Annotated in this window: 23 protein-coding genes; 21 read left to right on the top strand and 2 right to left on the bottom strand. The window is 66.3% G+C overall.

Features of this window, described 5'->3' with window-relative positions; translation table 11 throughout:
* The first annotated feature begins 11 nt into the window (after positions 1-11).
* Positions 12-569, top strand: a complete 558-nt coding sequence (locus ROR02_RS07670; RefSeq protein ID WP_147163439.1) for a hypothetical protein — start codon at positions 12-14, stop codon at positions 567-569.
* Between the two features lie 51 nt (positions 570-620).
* Here ROR02_RS07670 and ROR02_RS07665 read toward each other — a convergent pair whose 3' ends face one another.
* The gene (locus ROR02_RS07665) at positions 621-1,604 is read right to left on the bottom strand and encodes a 2-hydroxyacid dehydrogenase (RefSeq protein WP_147163438.1); all 984 of its coding nucleotides are present in this window, start codon (positions 1,602-1,604) and stop codon (positions 621-623) included.
* Positions 1,605-1,979: 375 nt separating this feature from the next.
* On the opposite strand from ROR02_RS07665, the gene ROR02_RS07660 reads away from it, so the two are divergent.
* Entirely contained in the window at positions 1,980-2,507 is a 528-nt protein-coding gene (locus ROR02_RS07660) for a hypothetical protein (protein WP_147163437.1), read from the top strand.
* A gap of 176 nt (positions 2,508-2,683) precedes the next feature.
* Here ROR02_RS07660 and ROR02_RS07655 read toward each other — a convergent pair whose 3' ends face one another.
* Positions 2,684-3,520 (bottom strand): universal stress protein, encoded by an 837-nt coding sequence (locus ROR02_RS07655; protein WP_147163436.1) that lies wholly within the window; start codon positions 3,518-3,520, stop codon positions 2,684-2,686.
* A 485-nt stretch (positions 3,521-4,005) separates the two neighbouring features.
* On the opposite strand from ROR02_RS07655, the gene hemA reads away from it, so the two are divergent.
* The 19 genes from hemA to lnt all read left to right on the top strand — a co-directional run bounded on the left by hemA (position 4,006) and on the right by lnt (position 21,658).
* The gene (gene hemA, locus ROR02_RS07650) at positions 4,006-5,223 is read left to right on the top strand and encodes a 5-aminolevulinate synthase (RefSeq protein ID WP_147163435.1); all 1,218 of its coding nucleotides are present in this window, start codon (positions 4,006-4,008) and stop codon (positions 5,221-5,223) included.
* A 420-nt stretch (positions 5,224-5,643) separates the two neighbouring features.
* The gene (locus ROR02_RS07645) at positions 5,644-6,192 is read left to right on the top strand and encodes a hypothetical protein (RefSeq protein WP_147163434.1); all 549 of its coding nucleotides are present in this window, start codon (positions 5,644-5,646) and stop codon (positions 6,190-6,192) included.
* Positions 6,193-6,554: 362 nt separating this feature from the next.
* Positions 6,555-6,890 (top strand): HesB/IscA family protein, encoded by a 336-nt coding sequence (locus ROR02_RS07640; protein ID WP_147163433.1) that lies wholly within the window; start codon positions 6,555-6,557, stop codon positions 6,888-6,890.
* A 38-nt stretch (positions 6,891-6,928) separates the two neighbouring features.
* Positions 6,929-7,285 (top strand): NifU family protein, encoded by a 357-nt coding sequence (locus ROR02_RS07635; protein WP_147163432.1) that lies wholly within the window; start codon positions 6,929-6,931, stop codon positions 7,283-7,285.
* 46 nt (positions 7,286-7,331) lie between these two features.
* Entirely contained in the window at positions 7,332-8,510 is a 1,179-nt protein-coding gene (nifV, locus tag ROR02_RS07630; RefSeq protein ID WP_147163431.1) for a homocitrate synthase, read from the top strand.
* Between the two features lie 38 nt (positions 8,511-8,548).
* On the top strand, positions 8,549-8,872 hold the full coding sequence (locus ROR02_RS07625; protein ID WP_147163430.1) for a nitrogenase-stabilizing/protective protein NifW: 324 nt from the start codon (positions 8,549-8,551) through the stop codon (positions 8,870-8,872).
* 332 nt (positions 8,873-9,204) lie between these two features.
* Entirely contained in the window at positions 9,205-10,056 is an 852-nt protein-coding gene (locus ROR02_RS07620) for an electron transfer flavoprotein subunit beta/FixA family protein (RefSeq protein WP_147163429.1), read from the top strand.
* A 17-nt stretch (positions 10,057-10,073) separates the two neighbouring features.
* Positions 10,074-11,174 (top strand): electron transfer flavoprotein subunit alpha/FixB family protein, encoded by a 1,101-nt coding sequence (locus tag ROR02_RS07615; RefSeq protein ID WP_147163428.1) that lies wholly within the window; start codon positions 10,074-10,076, stop codon positions 11,172-11,174.
* A 36-nt stretch (positions 11,175-11,210) separates the two neighbouring features.
* On the top strand, positions 11,211-12,512 hold the full coding sequence (locus ROR02_RS07610; RefSeq protein WP_147163427.1) for an FAD-dependent monooxygenase: 1,302 nt from the start codon (positions 11,211-11,213) through the stop codon (positions 12,510-12,512).
* Entirely contained in the window at positions 12,509-12,793 is a 285-nt protein-coding gene (locus ROR02_RS07605) for a ferredoxin family protein (RefSeq protein ID WP_170245016.1), read from the top strand. The genes ROR02_RS07610 and ROR02_RS07605 overlap by 4 nt, the downstream gene beginning before the upstream one ends.
* Positions 12,794-13,345: 552 nt before the next feature.
* The gene (locus tag ROR02_RS07600) at positions 13,346-13,768 is read left to right on the top strand and encodes a MucR family transcriptional regulator (RefSeq protein ID WP_147163425.1); all 423 of its coding nucleotides are present in this window, start codon (positions 13,346-13,348) and stop codon (positions 13,766-13,768) included.
* 151 nt (positions 13,769-13,919) lie between these two features.
* Entirely contained in the window at positions 13,920-14,339 is a 420-nt protein-coding gene (locus tag ROR02_RS07595) for a Fur family transcriptional regulator (protein ID WP_147163424.1), read from the top strand.
* 65 nt (positions 14,340-14,404) lie between these two features.
* Positions 14,405-15,202, top strand: coding sequence for a GNAT family N-acetyltransferase (locus ROR02_RS07590; protein ID WP_147163423.1), 798 nt, complete (start codon positions 14,405-14,407; stop codon positions 15,200-15,202).
* A 10-nt stretch (positions 15,203-15,212) separates the two neighbouring features.
* Complete coding sequence (locus ROR02_RS07585; RefSeq protein WP_147163422.1) at positions 15,213-16,037, top strand: lysophospholipid acyltransferase family protein; 825 nt, start codon at positions 15,213-15,215, stop codon at positions 16,035-16,037.
* 62 nt (positions 16,038-16,099) lie between these two features.
* Positions 16,100-17,473, top strand: coding sequence for a tRNA (N6-isopentenyl adenosine(37)-C2)-methylthiotransferase MiaB (gene miaB, locus ROR02_RS07580; protein ID WP_147163421.1), 1,374 nt, complete (start codon positions 16,100-16,102; stop codon positions 17,471-17,473).
* Positions 17,470-18,435 (top strand): PhoH family protein, encoded by a 966-nt coding sequence (locus ROR02_RS07575; protein ID WP_147163420.1) that lies wholly within the window; start codon positions 17,470-17,472, stop codon positions 18,433-18,435. The genes miaB and ROR02_RS07575 overlap by 4 nt, the downstream gene beginning before the upstream one ends.
* Positions 18,425-19,006 carry an rRNA maturation RNase YbeY gene (ybeY, locus tag ROR02_RS07570; RefSeq protein ID WP_147163419.1) on the top strand — a complete coding sequence of 194 codons (582 nt, stop codon included), beginning with the start codon at positions 18,425-18,427 and terminating at the stop codon, positions 19,004-19,006. The genes ROR02_RS07575 and ybeY overlap by 11 nt, the downstream gene beginning before the upstream one ends.
* Complete coding sequence (locus tag ROR02_RS07565; protein ID WP_147163418.1) at positions 19,003-19,926, top strand: hemolysin family protein; 924 nt, start codon at positions 19,003-19,005, stop codon at positions 19,924-19,926. The genes ybeY and ROR02_RS07565 overlap by 4 nt, the downstream gene beginning before the upstream one ends.
* Positions 19,927-20,008: 82 nt before the next feature.
* On the top strand, positions 20,009-21,658 hold the full coding sequence (lnt, locus tag ROR02_RS07560) for an apolipoprotein N-acyltransferase (protein WP_147163417.1): 1,650 nt from the start codon (positions 20,009-20,011) through the stop codon (positions 21,656-21,658).
* Positions 21,659-21,702: the final 44 nt, after the last annotated feature.

The following is a 21,702-nucleotide window of genomic DNA, read 5'->3' as shown; positions in this document are numbered from 1 at the left end:
GAGGGATGGACATGCAAGAAACGGCGCCGGACGGCAAGGGCATGGGCATGGGGGTCAAGATCGGGATGCTCCTGGCCCTGGGGCCCCTGGTGTTGGTTTCCATTCCCACGGTGGTGTTGCTGGGGGTGGCGATGCTGCCCACGGGCGTGGCCTTCATCGTTGACCGGTCGCTGGCGCGCATGGGCTGGCTGTGCGTGGGGGGAATCAACCTGGCGGGCACGATTCCGTTCCTGGCCCAGTTGTGGACCGAAGGCCACACGGTTCCCCATGCGGTGAGCCTGATCACCGATGTGTTCACGATCATGGTGATCTACGGCGCGGCGGCGCTTGGGTGGCTTTTGTACATGTCGGTGCCTCAGATCCTGGGGGGATTCATGGCCATGACCGCCAGCCGGCGGATCGTGGCCCTGAAGGCGGAGCAAGAAAAGCTGGTCGAGGATTGGGGCGCCGAGGTCAAGGAAGGGGCCGAGCAGGCGGTGGCCGAGTTCATGCGCCGGGGCCGGGTGACCGATTTCGAAAAGCCGCCCGGCGAAGCCGAGGTCGCCTCGCGGCATCCCCCGGCCGGCTGACGCCGCGCGCCCCGGCCGGCTGACGCCGCGCGTTTTGTCTCGCCTCCCGTCTCAGGCCCCGGGCAGAACGCGGTCGGGCGGGCGGTGGCCATCGATGAAGGCCTTGATATTGATCAGGACCTTTTCGCCCATGTCCACCCGGGCCTCGACCGTGGCCGATCCCATGTGAGGCAGCAGCACCACGTTGTCCATTTTCAGCAGCCGGGGATTGATGGCGGGTTCGTGCTCGAACACATCGAGGCCGGCCCCCGCCAGTTCACCTTGGGAGAGCATGCGCACCAGGGCGTTTTCGTCGATCACCTCGCCGCGCGCGGTGTTGACGACATAGGCGTGGGGGCGCAGCAAGGCGAGGCGGCGCGCGGAAAGCAGGTGGAACGTGGCGGGGGTGTGCGGGCAGTGGACCGACACCACATCCATGCGCGCCAGCATCTGGTCCAGGCTTTCCCAGTAGGTGGCTTCCAGGGCGCTTTCGGTGGCGGCGTGCAAGCGGCGCCGGTTGTGGTAATGGATGGCCATGCCAAAGCCCCGGGCACGCCGCGCCACCGCCTGCCCGATCCGCCCCATGCCAACAATGCCCAGGCGCTTGCCGGAAATGCGGTGGCCGAGCATGAACGTGGGCGTCCAGCCGGTCCAGTTGCCTTCGCGCGCCAGGCGTTCGCCTTCCACCAGGCGGCGCGGTACCGCCAGGATCAGGGCCATGGCCATGTCGGCGGTGTCCTCGGTGAGCACGTCGGGGGTGTTGGTGACGGTCAGGCCGCGCTGGTGGGCGCTGGCAACGTCGATGTGATCGACACCGACGCCGAAATTGGCGATCAGGCGCAAGGACGGCCCCGCGTGGGACAGCACCGTGCTATCGAGGCGATCGGTCAGGGTGGGGACCAGGACGTCGGCCTCGGCCATGGCCTGGCACAACTCCTCGCGGGTAAAGGGGTGGTCATCCAGGTTAAGGCGCACGTCGAACAGTTCCATCATGCGCGTTTCGACGGGGTCGGGCAGTTTGCGCGTCACGATGACCAACGGCTTGGCCTGCGGCATGGCTCGGACTCCTTCAGCGGCGGGATGGCCCCGGCCGGCACGGCGTGGACTTCCTGGGTAGCAAGACGGCAAAAAGTTGTCCAGTCCGCTCGGTGGCGAAGGGTCGGGGAGGGATTCCCTAGCTCCCTGATCCGGGGGGATATTTTGGGGGTAAGGACCATGGTTGCCCCCGTGGGGGACGAGGCGGGTGTCACGGGCTTCGGGCGGTGTCCGGGAGCGTGGGGGCGAGCCTCTTGACTTTTGTCTATAGTCAATTGGAAGATCATTCGATCGTGGCAAGGGGAGTCGTCCTTCTTGCCTTCGTGGAGGCGCCAGGGTCCCCGTCCGAAAACGGGGGGGCCGTGCTCGCGGGAGAAAAAGAAAATGCGGAACAGGATGGGACTGCCGGCTCTGGTTGGCATTGTTTTGTTTTTCACCCTGGGGGTGGCCCAGGCCACGCCGGTGACCGAGGCCGAGGTTCTGGCGGCCGAAAAGGCCTGGGGCGACGGCATCGTGGCCATTGGCAAGGCCGCCACGCAGAGCCACGGCGCGGCGGTGCGCGCGGCCCAGCATCACCTTGATACCCTGTACGGGTATGGTCTGGGGCCGGTTCTCTTCAAGCCGACCAAGGCCGCCGCCGACCAGTTCCGCGAGACCAGCGAACAGGCGCTGTCGTACTTCGTGGGGGGCATCGTGCCCGAGGATCATGGCTTTGCCCTGAACCCGTGGACGCACGTGCGTTTTGAAAATCACGGCATGCTGCTGGGCGACAACTACGCCGTGGCCATGGGCAACTACTACTTCACCCCGCCGAGTGGGCCCGAGGTCAAGGTGGAATACACCTTTGGCTATATGCGCGACGCGCAGGGGCATCTGCGCATCGACGTGCATCACAGCTCGCTGCCCTATCAGCCGGCGCACTGACGGGCGGTTCTTTCTTCAAGGGGCGGCCCCACCGTGCGGGGGCCGCCCCTCCTTTTTGGATCATCAGGGCGGAACCAAGAAATCAGGGCACCGTGCCCGGATCCGGCCTGACGAACTCAAGCAAAGGGATCCGGAGTCTGTCCGCTTCAACGTGAAACGGACGGACTCCCTGGACTCTAATGACTCATCAGGACGGGGATGGTCATGTGGCGCAGGATGTGGCGGGTGGCGCCGCCCAGGACCAGTTCGCGCAGGCGCGAGCGGCCATAGGCCCCCATGACCATCAGGTCGGCCCCCAGGTCGGTGGCCCGGGACAGCAGCATGGCGCCCACTTCCATGTCCTCGGCATGCAGGCTGTGGGCCTCGCTGTTGATGCCATGGCGGGCCAGATGCAAGCTGATGTCGGCGCCCGGGATGTCGCCGTGGCCCAGGCGGCCGCCGCGCGGGTTGATGACCACCACGACCACGCGCTGGGCGCGGCGCAGCAGGGGAAGGGCGTCATTGATGGCGCGGCTCGCCTCGCGGCTGCCATTCCAGGCGACCAGGACGGTGTGGCCCAGGGTGGGGAAGGTGCCGGCGTAGGGCACCACCAGGACCGGGCGGCCCGCGTCGAGGACCAGATGCTCGGTCAGGCCGTGCTCGCCGTCCATGGCGTCGTCGTCGGGGTCGTCCTGGCCGACAACCAGGCAGTCCGTGTAGCGGGCATGCAAGCAGAAGGCTTCCAGCACGTCGCCTTCGGCCTCGCGCCATTCATGGCTGAGGGCATGGCGGGCGGCGACGGCTTCAAAGGCGGCGCGCTCGGCGCGGGCGGTTTCCTCGGCCAGGCGGCGCTGGGCCTCGGCGACCTCGGGGCCCAGCTGGGTCAGGATGAAGCGGGGCACGTGGGGCACGATCCGCAGGCCCAGGCCGGTCAGGTGAGCCCCATGGTCGGCGGCCAGACGGGCGGCAAGGTCCAGACGGGCCGGACAATGGCCAGATTTGTCGATATGAACCAGGATGTCCTTGAAGCTCATGGAAGCTCTCCCTGGGAGCACGGGGGGGCGAAAAGGGGGGCCGGCGGCCGGGCCATGCCCCAATCCTAGAGCGTCGGGGGGCGAAGTCAAATCGCCAAGTGTTTCCGTCGGGAAAAGACCCGGGACTCGGGAGATTCCACAGGGTTCCCCAGGGGAATATTGCGTCAAAACGGGGCCCAAAGTGTCGGAAAAAAGACGAGCGCGGCCGGTGATCCGGGCTGGACAACGGCAGCGGCCGCCTTATCCTCCCTTCCCGCGACACAGGGGAAAGAAATGGTGCCGCGTGGAGGGTGGTTCCGGATGTGCCAGGAGTTGGGCCCGGGACGCACGGTCCGAACGGGGGGCACGGTGTCCCCGTTGCCTTGGACTGCCTCCTCGCCCGCGGAGCCCCCAAGGCCCCGACCGCAAGGAGGAGCACCCGGTGGCGTAGCGTCGCCAGTGGGCTGGCGCCGTCCAGGAATAATGAGATCAGGAGAAATCCGGCAATGGATTATGAAGGCTATTTCGCCGACAGGCTGTCCGGTCTGAAGAACGAGGGACGCTATCGCGTCTTCGCCGATCTCGAACGTCAGGTGGGCGAGTTCCCCAAGGCACTGAACCATCGAGACGGCAAGGCCCACGACGTCACGATCTGGTGTTCCAATGACTATCTGGGCATGGGAACCCATCAGGTTGTTCTGGACGCCATGGCGGAAGCCGTGCGCAGCAATGGGGCCGGCGCGGGTGGAACGCGCAACATCAGCGGCACCAATCATTACCATGTCCTGCTGGAGGACGAGCTGGCCTCCTGGTGCCAGAAAGACGCCGCGCTGTTGTTCACCAGCGGCTACGTCGCCAACATGACCACCCTCATGACCCTGGGCGCCCAGATTCCCGAACTGGTGATTTTCTCGGATTCCGATAATCACAACTCGATGATCGAGGGGATCCGTCACTCGCGGGCGGCCAAGGAAATTTTCCGTCACAACGACATTGCTCACCTTGAGTCGCTCCTGGCGAAGTACCCCAAGGAGCACCCCAAGATGATCGCCTTCGAGTCCGTTTACTCGATGGAAGGCGATATCGCGCCGATCAAGGAAATCTGTGATCTGGCCGAAAAATACAACGCGATGACCTACCTGGACGAAGTACACGCCGTCGGCATGTACGGGTTGACCGGGTCGGGCGTGGCCGAGCGCGACGGGCAGCTCGACCGCATCACCATTTATCAGGCGACCATGGGCAAGGCGATCGGCGTGGTTGGCGGTTTCATCGCCGGTTCGTCGAGCGTGGTGGACTTCGTGCGCAGCTTTGGCGCCGGGTTCATCTTCACCACCTCGCTGCCGCCGGCCGTGGCCGCGGCCGCCCTGGCCAGCGTGCGCTTCCTCAAGGAGCACAACGAGCTGCGCGTGCGCCATCAAGAGCGCGCCCAGACCGTGATCCGCCGCCTGCGCGAAGTCGGTCTGCCGGTGATGAACACGGTCAGCCACATCGTGCCCCTGATGGTGGGCGACGCCGCCCGCTGCAAGATGGCGAGCGATCTGCTGCTGCAGCGTCACAACATCTATGTGCAGCCGATCAACTATCCGACCGTGCCCAAGGGGACCGAGCGCCTGCGCATCACGGCGACCCCGCTGCACACCGACGCCCACATCGATCACCTGGTGCATGCCCTGATCGACGTGTGGCAGTACCTGGGCATCGAGCGTCAGGCGGCGGCCTGAGGCCTCCCCTCGCGCCCCGAGTCGGGGGAGGGAGCGCCCGCGAGCGCCCTTTCCCCCGGTCCTGGCCTTCGATATCCTGTTCGTTGTCGTTTTTCACCCCCCTCCCAACCGGAGGGGGTTTTTTCTTGGCGATCGGGAGGGGGGGCAAGCATGGCGAAAAAAAGGCGGAAAAAATAGGCGAATCTCGACTTTAGTCTGGTTGAAAAAGCACTCCCCCCTTCCTATTCTTGAGTAAGATAGTAAGCCATGGGAGGGTCCGGTTTCTTTTTCGGAAAGAGTGATCCACCCGGAGGTGACATCCGTATCGTTGAAGGTTTCGCGTCGAAATCACCGATTACGCGCAATTCCGGGGCCGGGGGCTTTCCCTTAGCCACATTATGAGATAGACTGACATTCCTGATTATTGAGGAGGGTGCTGCCATGTTCGCTGACAACACGCTGACTCCGCGCGAAGCGGTGCGCCTGTGCGCCCTGGGAACCATTGCCCGGGGGCCACGCCGCTACAGTGACCTGGCAGCTTCGGTGCGTCATTTCGTGACCCGGATCACCGGGCCGTCCCTTGACCTGCTGGGCAGCTCGATGGAGCTGTTGCGGTTCGAGGGGCTGGTTGAGCCGCTGAGCGGCGAGGGCATGGAAGACGATGCCGTGCTTGCCATCACGGAGGGCGGTCGCGCCGAGTTCCTGCGCCTGATGACCGCCAACCTGCGGGCGTCGTCGGATCTGTCGCGCCTGGTCACGGCGTTGAAGTTCCGGTTCATGGATCTGCTGCCGCCGGAAAGCCAGGCGATGCAAGCCGAGCTTTTGCTGGAAACGGCGGAAACCGAGCTGGTGCGCCTGCGCGACCTGCGAGGCGCCAGCAGCGCCGAGGGCGCCTTGATGCTGGAGTGGCTGGACCAGGAAATCAACGAGGCCGAACGGCGGCAGGCGTGGCTTGAAGCCCTGGCCGACCGGGCGGCCGCCACCGTCTGATCCCTTGATCCGGGACCGGCGCCGGCGCTGATCTTCTTTTTCCCATCCCTTTCCAGGGGGCCGGTTCGCCGGCCCCTTGTTTTTTCCCAGGGGCCGGCTTGCCGGCCCTCATCTTTTTCAGGGGCCGGCTTGCCGGCCCCTTTTTCGTGCCCCGGGCCAGCCAGCGGGAGGGGGCGGACGGCGGCGGGGCTGTCGTCTTTGCGACAATGGCGGGGTGTTTTCCAGGTTCCTCACGGGGATTGTTGTCGGGAATCCGCCAGGGTTTTCCGTCAACATCTTGGAAAATAACGCTTGTGGATAACTGGCACGTCCCTTGCAAGGTTGGGGCTGTGTTGGTGTTGTCCACCGCCAGGGAGGTTCCGATGAGAATGACGTTGACCGAGCGGGCGGCCGAGGTTGTGCGCGACGTCGTGGGTCGGTCCCTGGAGGCTCCCACGGGGCTGCGGGTGCGGGTTTCGCTGGGCGGATGCGCGGGCGTTGTCTACCGCCTGGGGCTGGAACGGGCCCCGGCCGAGGGCGACCACGTGATCGACCTGGGCACGGCCAAGGTTTTCGTCGACGCGGAAAGCCAGCCCCTGATCGACGGCACCACCATTGATTTCATCGAGGACGAGGGCGCCCCCGGGTTTGTGTTCGACAATCCCAACGCGGTGGGTCGCTGCTCGTGCGGGCGCGGCGCCGGCGAGGCGACCTGTTGAGCCCTTGTGATCCCCTGGCCGAGAAGGACCTTCCCCCCATGAGTCCGATCGCTTCCGCTTCCCTGAACGCGCCCGTGCCCGGCTCCGCCGCCTTTGTCGAGCGCATCACCACCCTGGTCGACACGGTGATCCGTCCGCGCCTGCAACGCGACAACGGCGACATCGAGATCGACCGCATTGAGGAAAACCGGATTTACGTCACCCTGACCGGGGCCTGCGTGGGCTGTCAGCTGTCCACCATTACCCTGTCGGGGATCCAGCAGCGCCTGATGGAGGGCGTTGGCCGGCCGGTACGCGTGGTGCCCACCCACGTCGTCGATGCCCACGCCGGTCCGCGCGTGCCCGCCCGGGTGCCGTTGAGCGGCGTGGGCGCGACCCCGGCCACGCCGGCCTGAGGCGGTTCGACAATCCCTGGTGAATCCGGTTGCGGGAGTCCCGATCATGGAATGGCAATCCGTCGTGATTAATGACACCACCTTGCGCGATGGGGAGCAGACCGCCGGCGTGGTGTTCACGGCTTCGGAAAAGCTGGCCATCGCCCGCGCCCTGGAGGACTCCGGGGTTCCCGAGATGGAAGTGGGAATTCCGGCCATGGGGCCGGAAGAGCAGGATTCGATCCGCGCCGTGGTCGCCCAGGCCGAACGCGCCCGGCCAATCGCCTGGTGCCGCATGACCCTGCCCGACATCGAGGCGGCGGCGGCCTGCGGGGTTGACATGATCAACCTGTCGGTGCCGGTGTCCGATCAGCAGATCACCAACAAAATCGGGCGCTCGCGGGTGTGGGTGCTGGCGCATATCGCCACCATGGTGCGCTCGGCCCGCGAAAAAGGGTTGCAGGTGGCGCTGGGCGGCGAGGACGCCAGCCGCGCCGACCCGGCCTTCCTGGAGCGCGTGCTGGAGGCGGCCGAGGAAGCCGGCGCCCGCCGCTTCCGCTTCGCCGATACCCTGGGGATCATGGATCCGTTCTCGACCCAGCAGATTTTCAAGCGTCTGCGCGCCGCGTCGTCGCTGGAGCTGGAAATCCACGCCCACGATGACCTGGGGCTGGCCACCGCCAACTCGCTGGGCGCCCTGCTGGGGGGCGCCACCCACATATCAACCACGGTCAACGGCCTGGGCGAGCGGGCCGGCAACGCGCCCCTGGAAGAAATCGTCATGGCCTGCCGGCATCTTTACCAGCGCGAAACCGGGGTGGACCCCAAGGCCCTGGCCGTGGTGTCGCGTCTGGTCGCCGATGCCTCGGGCCGTCCGGTGCCGGTCAACAAGCCCATCGTGGGCGACGCGATCTTCACCCACGAATCCGGTATCCATGTGAGCGGCCTCCTGCGCGATCCGCGCAACTACGAAGCCCTGTCGCCCGCCGAGCTGGGACGCGGGCACCGCCTGGTCCTGGGCAAGCATTCGGGCCTGGCCAGCGTGCTGCATGCCTGCCACGAACTGGGGATGGCCCCGGGCGAGGCCCAGGCCCGCGCCATGCTGGCCCGGGTGCGCCGTCACGCCACCGCAACCAAGCAGGCGCCGACCCCCGCCGACCTGCGCCGTTTCTTCGACGAAACCCTGTCCATCGCCGAGGCGGTGGAAGCCTTCGATCACAGCCGGCCCTTGCAGGCGGTCAGTTGAACCCGCCGATCGCGTTGTCCCTTGCCTGGAGTCCCCCCATGAGCGATCTTCTGTCCCGCCTGCGCCACGCCGCCAGTGCCGAGGAGTTCTTCACCCTGCTGGAGGTGCCCTACGACCCCCACGTGCTGGCGGTCAACCGGCTGCATGTGCTCAAGCGCTACCAGATGCATCTGAAGGCGGCTCCGGCCCCCGAGGACGAGGCCGCCTTGATCGACTGGCACCGGACTTGCTTGGCCAAGGCGCACGCGGATTTTGAAGTCGGAGATGCGCGCACGTATAAGGTATTCCGTGTGTTTCAGCAGACCCCGGGTCGCGGTTTTGTCGGGCTCGACAATATTGCGTCCGTCGGCGCCGACGGGTAAGAAACGGGATCGCGTCGCACGGGATGAGGTAATTTTCTTTCCAGCGCTGAAAACACCTTTTGTCGGGTTCCCAAGCGGGAATCGACGGGATCGGGGCGTTTCAGGGCGAAGACAGGCTTTGTTTCATCGCTTGGAAAGTGGTATGACGTAATAGTAATGATGCGGCGCACAAATACCCCTGATCCGTTTCAGGCTTTCCTTTTTCGGGGCGGGCCAGGCCGGCGGGTTGGGGGCGACGCCTTGGACACCGGCAGGGGCGGCCCTGCCTTTGAAGTTGGCAGGCCCATCCGGCGGGGCCCGCACGGAAGACACGCGACAAGAGGATTAGACGCATGCACATAGTCGTCTGCATCAAGCAGGTGCCCGACAGCGCGCAGATCCGGGTGCATCCGGTGACCAACACCATCATGCGCCAAGGTGTGCCCACCATCATCAACCCCTATGATCTCTTCGCCCTGGAAGAGGCCTTGCGCTTGCGCGACAAGCTGGGGGGAAAGGTGACGGTTCTGACCATGGGACCGCCCATGGCCGATGAAAGCCTGCGCAAGGCCCTGGGCTTTGGCGCCGACGCCGCCGTGCTGCTGACCGACCGTTTCTTCGCGGGTTCGGACACGCTGGCCACCTCGTTCGCGCTGTCGACCGCGATTGCCAAGCTGCACGCGCAAGAGCCGGTGAGCGTGGTCTTCACGGGCAAGCAGACCATCGACGGCGACACCGCCCAGGTGGGTCCCGGCATTGCCCAGCGCCTGGGCCTGAACCAGCTCACCTATGTGTCGGCGATCCGGTCGGTTGACGCGGAAAACCGCTCCATCGTGGTCGAGCGTCGGGCCGAGGGCGGCGTGCAGGTGCTGAAAACCGGCCTGCCGTGCCTGATCACCATGCTGGAAGGCACCAACACCATCCGCCGTGGGTCGATGGACGACATGTTCCGCGCCGCGCGCGCGTCGTTGACGGTTTGGAACGCCAAGGACGCCGGGGTCGAGGACATGGCCATGTGCGGCCTCAAGGGCTCGCCGACCGTGGTGAAGAAGGTGTTCGCCCCGCAGCCGCGCAAGGAAAAGGCGGTGCAGGTTGCGACCGAGGGCAAGTCTCCGGCCGAAATCGCCCAGGCGACTCTTGAAACCCTGTTTGCGGCCAACCCGAAGCTGGAGGGTGACCTCCTCAAGCTGTCCGCGGCGTCCTGAGGAGGAAGGATTACACCATGAGCAACCCGAAGACCCCCGCCGCCGCTCCCGCCGGTGGCCGTGGCGCGGCCAAGAAGGAACTGCCGGAGCGTTTCCAGTCCTATAAGAACGTCTGGGTGTTCATCGAGATGGAGCGGGGCAAGGTCCACTCCGTTTCCTGGGAACTGCTGGGCGAAGGCCGCAAGCTGGCCGACAAGCTGGGCGTGGAACTGGCGGCGGTGATCATGGGCCCGCCGGGCGAGGGCATCACCCATGCCATCAACGATTCCTGGGCCTATGGCGCCGACCTGGCCTATGTCATCGCCGACCCGCTGCTGACCGATTATCGCAACCAGACCTTCACCAAGGGCCTGAACGATCTGGTCAACACCCACCAGCCCGAAATCCTGCTGCTGGGCGCCTCCACCTTGGGGCGTGACCTGGCCGGCTCGCTGGCCACCACCTTGAAGACCGGTCTGACCGCCGACTGCACCGAACTGGCGATCGACGACGACCGTTGCCTGGCGGCCACCCGTCCGACCTTCGGCGGCACCTTGCTGTGCACCATTTACACCTTGAACTTCCGCCCGCAGATGGCGACCGTGCGCCCGCGCGTCATGGCCATGCCCGAGCGCACGGAAGGCCGTTCCGGCCGGGTGATCGAGTTCCCGCTGAACATGGCGGAAGAAAACATCATCACCAAGGTGCTGGACTTCCTGCCCGACGTCACCTCGGACAAGGTCAACCTGGCCTATGCCGACGTGGTGGTGGCCGGGGGCCTGGGCCTGGGCAGCCCCGCCAACTTCAAGCTGGTGACCGACCTGGCCGAGGTGCTGGGCGCCGATTACGGCGGCTCGCGTCCGACCATCCAGAAGGGCTGGCTGCCCGCCGACCGTCAGATCGGCCAGACCGGCAAGACCATTCGTCCCAAGCTGTACATCGCCGCCGGCATTTCGGGGGCCATTCAGCACCGGGTGGGCGTGGAAGGCGCGGACATGATCCTGGCGATCAACGCCGACCCCAATGCCACCATTTTTGAGTTTGCCCACTATGGCATCGTCGGCGACGCGCTCCAGATCCTGCCCGCGCTGACCGCCGCGTTCCGCGAGCGCCTGGGCAAGCTGCGGATGGCGAGCTAACCGACGACGGCGACTGCTGAAAGGACACGAAGTACCATGGCCGAACATTTCGACGCGATCGTCGTTGGCGCGGGTATGGCCGGCAACGCCGCCACCTATACCTTGGCCAAGGCCGGTCTGAACGTATTGCAGATCGAACGGGGCGAGTACCCGGGCTCGAAGAACGTGCAAGGCGCGATCTTGTACGCCAACGCGGTGGAAGCGCTGATCCCCGATTTCCGCGAGGATGCTCCCCTGGAGCGCCACGTGATCGAGCAGCGCATGTGGATCCTGGATGACCGCTCCTACGTGGGCACCCACTTCCGCAGCGAGAACTTCAACGAAGAGAAGCCCAACCGCTACACCATCATCCGGGCCCAGTTCGACAAGTGGTTGAACAAGCAGGCCAAGGACGCCGGTGCCATGGTCATCTGCGAGACCACGGTGCTGGAGCTGCTCAAGGACGAGACCGGCAAGGTCATCGGCGTGCGCTGCGACCGCGACAACGGCGAGGTTTACGCCGACGTGGTGGTGCTGTGCGATGGCGTCAACGCGCTGGTCGGGCAGCGTTCGGGCATCCGCCAGGAAGTGGCGCCCGAGCATGCGGCGCTCGCGGTCAAGGAAATGCACTTCCTGCCGCGTGAAGTGATCAACGAACGCTTTAATATTGCCGACAACGAAGGCGTCGTCATCGAAATCCTGGGGACCGTGACCTCTGGCATGCTGGGGACCGGTTTCTTGTATACCAATGGCGAGAGCATCGCCCTGGGTATCGGCTGCATCGTCAGCGATTTTGTTGAAAAGAAGATCAACCCAGCCCATCTTCTAGAGAAGCTGAAGGCCCATCCGTCGATCGCGCCCCTGATCCGGGGATCCGAGGTCAAGGAATACGCCGCTCACCTGATTCCCGAAGGCGGCTTCAAGGGCGTCCCCGAACTGTCGGGCGACGGCTGGGTGATTTGTGGCGATGCCGCCCACTTCGTCAATGCGGCCCACCGCGAGGGGTCCAATCTGGCCCTGACCTCGGGCCGTATTGCCGCCGAGAACATTGTCGCCCTGAAGAAGGCCGGCAAGCCGATGTCGGCGGAAAACCTGAAGCTCTACAACCAGGCGCTGGAAGAGAGCTTCGTTTTGAAGGACCTGAAGAAGTACAAGGACCTTCCCGACACCTTGTGGCGGAACAAGCAGTTTGTCACCACCTACCCCGAGTTGCTGGCCCAGGCGGCCGAGCGCTTCTTGCGGGTTGATGGCGTCGACAAGCTGACCAAGGAAAAGGAAATCGCGCGAAGCTTCCGCAAGGCCCGGGGTGTCCTGGGTCTGGTGGGCGACGCGGTCAAGGTTGCGAGGGCCTGGCGATGACCATGAAGATCGAAGAAAAGCTGTATCAGAACCGGTATCGTGTTTTTGAAGGCGAGCCGCACGTGTGCATCGACCCCACCAAGGCCGATGTCGAGGCGCTCAAGGCCATGGTGAACATCTGCCCGGCCGGCTGCTACGTGGAGACCGAGGACGGCAAGGTGGAAGTCGTGCCCGACGGGTGCATGGAATGCGGGACCTGCCGCATCGTGTGCCAGGACACCGGCGCCCTGCAATGGGGTTACCCGCGCGGGGGCTATGGCGTCTTGTTCAAGTTTGGCTGACGAAAGGGCCGGTGACGGGCCGCGTCGCGTGACGCGTTCCTGAACACCGGTGCCGGACTCTCTTTTCAGGGCTCCGCCGTTCCTTCTTGGGACGGCGGAGCCGTTTTTTTGGGGGAAAGAGGCGAGGAAGGCGGGCTTCGGGGACTCGGTCGGGGGCTTGGGGCGAGGCCCGGGAAACGGGACGCGCTTTCCCGATAAGTCCAGCGCAAAAACAAAGAGTTAGGGCATCGTGCCGGGATCCGCTCCGACACACGATGCTCCAAGGGGCGCCGGAGGGGCGCGAAGGCGCAGACCCGCGGTTTTATCCGGGGATCGCGTTAGAACATCTCCGATCTTTTCAGCGTCAAAGGCAAGGAGGGGCGCCACAAAGGCCCTGGGGTGGACGTCACCACCGATCTCTATTGTAAGGGTTGGTGTCCTGCCGGGCGGGTTCATTGCCGCCTTGCGGCGGTTGATTGGCATATTTTCTCGGGTGATGCTCGTTCTTGCTTCCGTTTCGATCGGGGCTGAAGTATGGTTCGGTCAGTGTCGAATAGTTGGAAAGGTCGGTTAATGACGTCCCCCCTTAGTGAAAAAGAAATCATCGAGCTCACATCGCGGATCGTGGCCTCTCACGTTGGCAATAACTCGGTGCCTGTCTCTGACCTTCCCGATCTGATCGGTAACGTCCATCGGGCATTGGCGAGTCTTGCCGGTCCGCCTCCCGAGGTCGAGGAAAAGCCGCAACCCGCCGTGCCGATCAAGAAATCGGTTACGTCGGATTACATCATCTGTCTTGAGGATGGCAAAAAACTCAAGATGCTGAAGCGCCACCTGAAGACCGCGTACAACATGACTCCGGAGGAGTACCGGGAAAAATGGGGCCTGGCCCCGGATTATCCCATGGTTGCCCCGAACTATGCCACGCACCGCAGCTCGCTGGCCAAGAAGATCGGCCTCGGAACCCGGTCGCGTCGCGGCGAGGTCGCGGAATAACGAGAGAAAATCACGCGGCCATGAACAATCAGGCCGCGCCACGAGGTGCCGGAGTTGGAAAAAGGCATCGCGGATCGATGCCGCGATGCCTTTTCAAGGGCGCGCCCCCCCACTAGTATGGGGCCTTCGCCGGAGCCGAAGGACGGGCCGCATGATGTCGAGCATTGAGAAGCGCTGCCTTGAGAAGGGCATGAAGATGACCGAACAGCGTCGGGTCATCGCCCGTGTGCTTTCGGAAGCAGCCGACCATCCCGACGTCGAGGAGGTCTATCGCCGGGCGACCGAGACCGATCCCCGGATCTCGATTGCCACGGTTTACCGTACCGTGCGCCTGTTCGAGGAAGCAGGCATCCTGGAGCGTCATGATTTCCGCGACGGCCGGGCCCGGTACGAAGAGGTGTCGGAGGAGCACCACGATCACCTCATCGACATCAATACCGGAGAGGTCGTCGAATTCCACAGCGACGAAATCGAGCAGATCCAGCGCGAAATCGCCCGCAAGCGCGGCTATCGCCTGATCGGTCACCGGTTGGAACTGTATGGCGTCCCGCTGGACGATCCGCCCAAGTAGGCGCGCGCGCGCCATGCCCGGCGCGAAGGCAATCAAACCGGCGGGATTTTTGGGTGGGATACGGGATGGGTGTTCTGGGTGATTTGCGGGCGGGCGCGTTGGAAGTGACGCTGGCCCAGGCGGAGGCGGACGTACAGGCCGCCCTTTCCTTGCGCTACCGCGTGTTCTACGAGGAGATGGGCGCGCGCCCCACGCCCGCGATGGCGGCGCGGCGACAGGATTTCGATGCCTTCGACGAATACGTCGATCATCTGCTGGTCATCGACCACGCCCTGGGCCAGGGCCCCGAACGCGTGGTGGGCTGCTACCGGCTGATGCGTCGCGAGCAGGCCGCGCGCATGGGACGGTTCTACAGCGCCGACGAATACGACCTGGCTCCGCTGCTGGCGGTCGAGGGCAACGTCATGGAGCTGGGCCGCTCGTGCGTCGACGCGAGCCATCGCAACCGCTCCACCATGCAACTTCTGTGGCGGGGCATCGCGGCCTACGTGCACCGGTATGACATCGCCTTGATGTTTGGCTGCGCCAGCCTGCACGGCACCAACCCCGCCGACCTCGCGCCGCAGCTTTCCTATTTGTATCACCATCACCTGGCGCCGGAAGCCTTGCGCCCGCGCGCCTTGCCCGAACGGTTCAGCCCCATGAACCTGCTGCCGGCCGAGGAAATCGACGCCCGGCGGGTCATGACCCGTCTGCCGCCCCTGATCAAGGGCTACTTGCGGCTGGGCGGTTTCTTTGGCGATGGCGCCGTGGTGGATCACCAGTTCAACACCACGGATGTCTGTGTCATTGTTAAATCCGACCTGATCAGCGACAAGTACAACAAGCACTACGATCTCACGGCTCGTGATCTCGATCTCTAGGGACTGGCACATGTACTCTTATGTCTCTGCCGTTGTCCGTTTGATCCTGTTCGTATTGTGGACCCTGATCATGATCGCGCCCTATGCGGTCTTGATGGCGGCCCGATGGCGCTATCGCGAGGTCGGCGCTTTTTTCTGGCGGGTGGTCGCGCGCATTGTCCGTTTGCGTCCCCGCGTCCACGGCGCCCTGGCCGGGGCGCGGCCGCTTTTGGTGGTGTCCAACCATGTCTCGTATCTCGACATCGTGGTCCTGGGCAGCGTCATCCCCGGGGTGTTCGTCGCCAAGGCCGAGGTCGGCGACTGGCCGGGGTTCGGGTTCATCACCCGCCTGGCCCGCACCATTCTGATCAACCGCCGCCGCTCGGCCACCGGCGAGGCCTTGAAGGAAATCCGCGAGCGCCTGGCCGAGGGCGAGCCGCTGATCTTGTTCCCCGAGGGCACCAGCGACGACGGCAACCGGGTGTATCCCTTCAAGAGCGCCCTGTTTTCGGTGGTCGAGCAGCCGGTGACCCTGAACGGGGCCAGCGCGGCCACGCCGGTCACCGTGCAGCCGGTTTCGATCGCCTATACCCTGGTGGACGGCCTGCCGGTCGGGCGCGCCTGGCGGCCCTTCTTCGCGTGGTATGGCGCCATGGACATGGCACCCCATCTCTTCCAGATGCTGGCCTTTGGCACCGGCACCGTGGACGTGATCTTTCACGAACCGGTGCGCTTCGATGCCTTTCCCTCGCGCAAGGCGCTATCGGCCCACTGCCACGCGACGGTCAAGGCCGGCGTGGCCCAGGCGCTCAGCGGGCGCCTGGCCCCATCCCAGCCGGCCGCCGCCACCCCTTGACTTGGGGGCGGCCGATGATAGCCTGACAAAACGGACCCGGGAGCGGCGACAACCGCACGACAGTGGCGAACAGAAAACTTTTCATCAAATCCTACGGCTGCCAGATGAACGTCTACGATGCCGGTCGCATGACCGACGTCCTGACGCCGCTTGGCTATGCGACGACCTCCCGGCCCGACGAGGCCGATCTGGTCATCTTGAACACCTGCCATATCCGCGAAAAGGCGGCCGAGAAGGTCTTTTCCGACCTGGGCCGCCTGCGCGCGGTCAAGGCCGCGCGCGCCGAACAGGGCCTTGATCAGATGATCGTGGTCGCCGGCTGCGTGGCCCAGGCCGAGGGCGAGGCCCTGATGGCCCGCGCGCCCGTGGTCGACGTGGTCGTGGGCTCCCAGGCCTATCACCGCCTGCCCGAGCTGATCGCGCGCGTGCACCGCGAGGCGGGGCGTGCCATCGACACCTCGTTTCCGGCCGATCCCAAGTTTGATTTCCTGCCCCAGCCCTCGGTGCAGGGGCCCACGGCTTTCCTGGCCGTGCAGGAAGGGTGCGACAAGTTTTGCGCCTACTGCGTGGTGCCCTACACCCGGGGCCCCGAGGCCTCGCGTCCGGTGGCGGCGATCCTCGACGAGGCCCGCCATCTCGCCCAGGGCGGCGTGCGCGAAATCACCGTGCTGGGCCAGAACGTCAACGCCTACCATGGCGAGGGACCGGACGGCCGGCCCTGGACCCTGGGGCGCCTGCTGGAGGCCCTGGCCGCCGTGCCCGGGATCGCGCGGCTGCGCTACACCACCAGCCACCCCCGCGACATGGGCGACGATCTGGTGATCGCGCACCGCGACAATCCGGCCTTGATGCCCTTCGTGCACCTGCCCGTGCAATCGGGATCCGACCGGGTGCTGGCGGCCATGAACCGGGGCCATGACCGGGCCACGTATCTGCGCCTGATCGACCGGTTGCGCGCCGCGCGCGCCGATCTGTCGTTTTCGTCCGACTTCATCGTGGGCCATCCCGGCGAGACCGAGGCCGATCTGGAGGCCACCTTGTCGCTGATCGACGCCGTGGGCTTCGTGCACTCGTATGCGTTCAAGTACAGCCCGCGCCCGGGCACGCCCTCGGCCGCCCATCCGGGCCAGCTTTCGCCCGAGGTCAAGTCGGAGCGCCTGGCCCGGGTCCAGGAACGGTTGGGCGTTCACCAGCGCGCCGCCCTCGACCTGGCGGTGGGAACAACAATGAGCGTGCTTCTGGATCGCCCCGGACGCCATCCCGGCCAGCTGATCGGCCGCGGGCCGGCCATGCAGCCGGTGCACCTGGGCACGCCCGGCCTTGCGATCGGCGATCTGGTCGAGGCGCGCATCGTCGCGGCCGGCCCCCTGAGCCTGGCCGGCGAACCGGTGGAGCCGGAACGGGATGCGTCCCCCCCGGCGTGGCGGGTCGCGTGAGCGCGCCGGTTTCGACCCAGGTGTCCCGGGCCTTCGCCGACAACGGCGCCTTGCAGGCGGTTTCCGGGGTGGGCAACGAAAACCTCGACCGGCTGGAGCAGGTCCTGGGGGTGGTGGTGGGCACGCGCGGCAATCAGGTGACGGTCAGCGGCCCCAATGACCGGGTGCAAACCGCGTGGACCGCCCTTGAATCCCTGTATGGCCGGGCCGGCACCGGCGCGGTGCTGGAACCCGCCGACGTGGATGCCGCCGTGCGCCTCGCGGGCGAGGAAAGCCTGCCGGTGCGCACGGTGCGCACGCGCAAGCTGGAGATCCGGCCGCGCTCGGCAACCCAGGCCACCTACATCGAGGCGATGACGGGGCACGAGCTGGTGTTCGGGCTGGGCCCGGCGGGCACGGGCAAGACCTTCCTGGCGGTGGCCATGGCGGTGTCCTTGTTCCTTCAGCGCCGGGTGGAGCGGATCATTCTGTCGCGGCCGGCGGTCGAGGCCGGCGAGCGCATCGGCTTTTTGCCGGGCGACATGCGCGACAAGATCGACCCGTATTTGCGGCCGATGTATGATGCCCTGTACGCGATGCTGCCCGGCGACGAGGTGGCGAAACGCCTGGAGGCGGGGGAATTCGAAATCGCGCCCCTGGCCTTCATGCGCGGGCGCACCCTGGCGCGGGCCTTTGTCATCCTGGACGAGGCCCAGAACACCACGCCCACCCAGATGAAGATGTTCCTGACCCGGTTGGGCGAGCAGTCCCGCATGGTGATTACCGGCGACCTGACCCAGGTGGACCTGCCCCTGGGGGCCCGCTCGGGGTTGCGCGACGCCCTGGAGGTCCTGGCCCACGAGGCGGACATTCCCAAGGTCGTCTTTACCGACAAGGACGTGGTGCGCCACGACCTGGTGACGCGGATTGTCCGCGCCTATGACCGCCGCGATGGTTCCCTGGAGACACGTCATGCCCGCTGAGTCCCCCGCCCTAGACCCCTCCGAGGGCCCGAGTCCGGAGGATCCCTATCCGTTAACCATGGCCCTGGAGGTCGAGGACGAGGCATGGTTCGCCCTGGTCCCCGACCTGGGCCCCTGGGTCGAGAAGGCCGCGCGCGCGGCCGTGGAGGGCGGCGATCCCGCCGGCCTCGACATCGCGCCGGGAACGATGCTCGATATCAGCCTTGTCCTGGCCGACGATGCCCGGGTCCGGGCGCTCAATGCCACCTACCGGGGCAAGGACGCGCCCACCAACGTGCTGTCGTTCGCGGCCCTGGACGAGGCCGACGCCCCGCCGCCGCCGCCGGGCGCCCCCTTGCTCCTGGGCGACGTGATCCTCGCGCGCGAAACCGTGGTGCGCGAGGCCGGGGAGGGCGATCTTGCCGTGGCCGACCACGTTTTCCATCTGGTGGTGCATGGGGTGTTGCACCTGCTGGGCTACACCCACGACACCGACGAGGAGGCGCGGGAGATGGAAGGGCTTGAGACGGCCATCCTGGAGGCGCACGGCTTGCGCGATCCGTATGCCGCCGCCGGGGAGGACCGGTCATGAGCCCGTCGACCGCCGAGGAAACGTCGTCTTCGGGGCATTCGGGCCGGGGCTTCGAGTCCGCCGAGCGTTCGGACTCGAAGGGGGGGCTGAGCAGCTTCCTGCGCGGGGTGTTTCGTCCGCGTGGCGTGGAAGGCAGCCCGCGCGAGGTCCTTGAAACCATGGTCGAGGCCCGCGAGGAAGCCGGCCGGCCGATCGGCGACAACGAACGGGTGCTGCTGGCCAATATCCTCAGCCTCGACGAGGTCACGGTGGAGGACATCATGGTGCCCCGCGCCGACATCATCGGCGTGGACGCCGCCACGCCGATGGACGCGGTGATTGCCCTGTTCGCCGAAAGCGGTCATTCCCGGCTGCCGGTGTTTCGCGACACCCTGGATACGGTGCTGGGCATGGTGCACATCAAGGACCTGGTCCGTCCGTCCGAGGCGATGCCCACCCGCCTGGAGGAAGTCGCCCGCGAAATCCTGTACGCCTCGCCCAGCGCGCGGGTCCTGGATCTGATGCGCGACATGCGCCAGCGGCGCATTCACATGGCGCTGGTGGTCGATGAATACGGGGGCATCGATGGCCTGGTCACGATCGAGGACCTGATTGAACAGATCGTGGGCGACATCGAGGACGAGTACGACGAGGACGAGGCCCCGGCCCTGATCGAGCTCGACGACGGCACGGTCGAGGTTGACGCGCGCATGGACCTGGACGATTTCGAGGCCCAATGCGGCCGGATCTTCACCGACGAGGAGCACGAGGAAATCGACACCCTGGGCGGTTTGGTCTTCCGTCTGGCCGGACGGGTGCCCACCCGGGGCGAGCTGATCGCCCGCGAGGGCGGCCCGGTGTTCGAGGTCATCGACGCCGATCCCCGGCGCATTCGCCGGCTGCGCCTGCACGAGTTGCCTTCGGTCGCCGAGACGGAGTAGGCGCCGGCGCCAAAGCGTGGCCCCGTTTGCCGTGCGTATCCCCTTGTGCCGTTGTCTTGCGCCTGTTTCGACTGGATTTTCCATGATCGCCATCGCTTCGCGTGTGCGTGCCCTGGGCGGTGTCCGGGCGGCCCTGTTCGCCGTGGTCCTGGGCCTTCTCGCGGTGAGTGCCCTGCCGCCCTTGCATGTGCTGCCCGCCGCGATGGTGGCCGTGCCGCTTCTGGTGTGGCGGCTGGACGCCACCCGCTCCATCCGGGGCGCGCTTGCCCTGGGCTGGCTGTTCGGTCTTGGCCACTTCGCCGGGATGATCTACTGGATCGCCTACGCGTTTTTGGTCGATGCCGGGCATTACGGGTGGATGATCCCCTTCGCCATCGCCGGGATGGCGGCGGTGCTGGCCGTGTTTCCGGCCGTGGCGCTGGGGCTGGCGCGGGTGTTCTGGCGCCCGGGACCGGGGCGGATCCTGGTCCTGGCCGGCGCGTGGGCGTTGAGCGAGGGCCTGCGCGGTTGGGTGCTGACCGGCTTTCCGTGGGCCCCGATCGGCATGGTGTGGATGCCCTTCGACGCCATGATCCAGGCAACGGCGGCGGTGGGGATCACCGGCCTGGGGCTGCTCACCATGCTGATGCTGGGGCTGCCGGCCCTGATGGGCGACGAGGGCCCGGCCCGGCGGCGCTGGGGCGCCCTGGGCGCGGCGGCGCTGGTGCTGGCCGTGGTCGCGGGCGGGGGCGCGTGGCGTCTCGCGGCCCACGGGGGCGGCGGACACTGGGCCGCCGACGGGCGGTGGATCGCGGCCCGCGACGGGGTGGACGCCGGCACCGACCAAGGCGGCGATGCCGGACTGCTGCGGGTGCGGCTGGTGCAGCCGGCGATTCCGCAGGCCCTGAAATGGGGGCCGGGCCGTCTGGCGGCGAATTTCTCGCATCACCTGGACCTGTCCACCCGCCCGGGGCTGGAGGGGCGCGACGTGGTGATCTGGGGGGAAACGGCGGTGCCGTACCCGATCAACCTGGCCCCCGAGGTGCGCGCGGCGCTGCGCGCGGCGGTGCCGCCCGGGGGCGTGCTGATCACGGGCTCGGTGCGGCGCGCGCCACCAGGCGAGCCCACGCAGATCTGGAACAGCCTGTTCGTGGTCGATGACGAGGGCTCGGTGCGCGGGGTGTACGACAAGGCCCATCTGGTGCCCTTCGGCGAATACCTGCCGCTGGCCGAATGGCTGCCGTTCAAGAAGCTCACGCCCGGTGCCACCGATTTCTCGGCCGGGCCGGGCCTGCGGACCCTGGCGCCCGGACCGGTGCCGCCCTTCGCGCCCCTGATCTGCTACGAGGTGATCTTTCCGGGGCGCGTGGTCGCGGCGGGTGATCCGGCTCCCCAATGGATGGTCAACCTGACCAACGATGGCTGGTACGGGCATTCGGCCGGACCCTACCAGCATTTCCAGATCGCGCGGCTGCGCGCCATCGAGGAAGGAATGGCCCTGGTCCGGGTGGCGGGCACCGGGGTGAGCGGGATCGTTTCGCCCCTGGGTCGGGTTTCGCCCGTGCTCGGGCTGGACGAAGAGGGAATCCTGGACCTTTCGGTGCCGCCGCCCCTGCCGGCCCGGCCACTGTATGCCCGCGCCGGCGAGGCCTTGCCGCTGGGTCTGGCGGGGCTGGCGCTGGTGGTGGGTGCCATGGTGGGCATGGGCCTGACCGGGCGTTCACGGCCCTCAACCCCCACGGCAATCGGGTGAACCGGTTGCCCCGGAGTTTTTTCGATGCCCTCAAGCGCCGGGCG

The sequence above is a fragment of the Pararhodospirillum oryzae genome (assembly GCF_007992075.1).
Classification (GTDB): Bacteria; Pseudomonadota; Alphaproteobacteria; order Rhodospirillales; family Rhodospirillaceae; genus Pararhodospirillum; species Pararhodospirillum oryzae.
The sequence above is the reverse complement of the archived record's forward strand: the minus strand, read 5'-3'. Positions and strand labels throughout refer to the sequence as shown.

Coding starts and splice junctions, on each gene's coding strand:
- ROR02_RS07610 (WP_147163427.1), top strand. CDS start 11,211: ATGGCCGAACATTTCGACGCGATCGTCGTTGGCGCGGGTATGGCCGGC.
- ROR02_RS07640 (WP_147163433.1), top strand. CDS start 6,555: ATGAGAATGACGTTGACCGAGCGGGCGGCCGAGGTTGTGCGCGACGTC.
- ROR02_RS07585 (WP_147163422.1), top strand. CDS start 15,213: ATGTACTCTTATGTCTCTGCCGTTGTCCGTTTGATCCTGTTCGTATTG.
- ROR02_RS07600 (WP_147163425.1), top strand. CDS start 13,346: ATGACGTCCCCCCTTAGTGAAAAAGAAATCATCGAGCTCACATCGCGG.
- ROR02_RS07620 (WP_147163429.1), top strand. CDS start 9,205: ATGCACATAGTCGTCTGCATCAAGCAGGTGCCCGACAGCGCGCAGATC.
- ROR02_RS07635 (WP_147163432.1), top strand. CDS start 6,929: ATGAGTCCGATCGCTTCCGCTTCCCTGAACGCGCCCGTGCCCGGCTCC.
- ROR02_RS07615 (WP_147163428.1), top strand. CDS start 10,074: ATGAGCAACCCGAAGACCCCCGCCGCCGCTCCCGCCGGTGGCCGTGGC.
- ROR02_RS07660 (WP_147163437.1), top strand. CDS start 1,980: ATGGGACTGCCGGCTCTGGTTGGCATTGTTTTGTTTTTCACCCTGGGG.
- ROR02_RS07655 (WP_147163436.1), bottom strand. CDS start 3,520: ATGAGCTTCAAGGACATCCTGGTTCATATCGACAAATCTGGCCATTGT.
- ybeY (WP_147163419.1), top strand. CDS start 18,425: ATGCCCGCTGAGTCCCCCGCCCTAGACCCCTCCGAGGGCCCGAGTCCG.
- ROR02_RS07670 (WP_147163439.1), top strand. CDS start 12: ATGCAAGAAACGGCGCCGGACGGCAAGGGCATGGGCATGGGGGTCAAG.
- ROR02_RS07645 (WP_147163434.1), top strand. CDS start 5,644: ATGTTCGCTGACAACACGCTGACTCCGCGCGAAGCGGTGCGCCTGTGC.
- nifV (WP_147163431.1), top strand. CDS start 7,332: ATGGAATGGCAATCCGTCGTGATTAATGACACCACCTTGCGCGATGGG.
- hemA (WP_147163435.1), top strand. CDS start 4,006: ATGGATTATGAAGGCTATTTCGCCGACAGGCTGTCCGGTCTGAAGAAC.
- ROR02_RS07665 (WP_147163438.1), bottom strand. CDS start 1,604: ATGCCGCAGGCCAAGCCGTTGGTCATCGTGACGCGCAAACTGCCCGAC.
- ROR02_RS07590 (WP_147163423.1), top strand. CDS start 14,405: ATGGGTGTTCTGGGTGATTTGCGGGCGGGCGCGTTGGAAGTGACGCTG.
- ROR02_RS07625 (WP_147163430.1), top strand. CDS start 8,549: ATGAGCGATCTTCTGTCCCGCCTGCGCCACGCCGCCAGTGCCGAGGAG.
- ROR02_RS07605 (WP_170245016.1), top strand. CDS start 12,509: ATGACCATGAAGATCGAAGAAAAGCTGTATCAGAACCGGTATCGTGTT.
- lnt (WP_147163417.1), top strand. CDS start 20,009: ATGATCGCCATCGCTTCGCGTGTGCGTGCCCTGGGCGGTGTCCGGGCG.
- ROR02_RS07565 (WP_147163418.1), top strand. CDS start 19,003: ATGAGCCCGTCGACCGCCGAGGAAACGTCGTCTTCGGGGCATTCGGGC.
- ROR02_RS07595 (WP_147163424.1), top strand. CDS start 13,920: ATGATGTCGAGCATTGAGAAGCGCTGCCTTGAGAAGGGCATGAAGATG.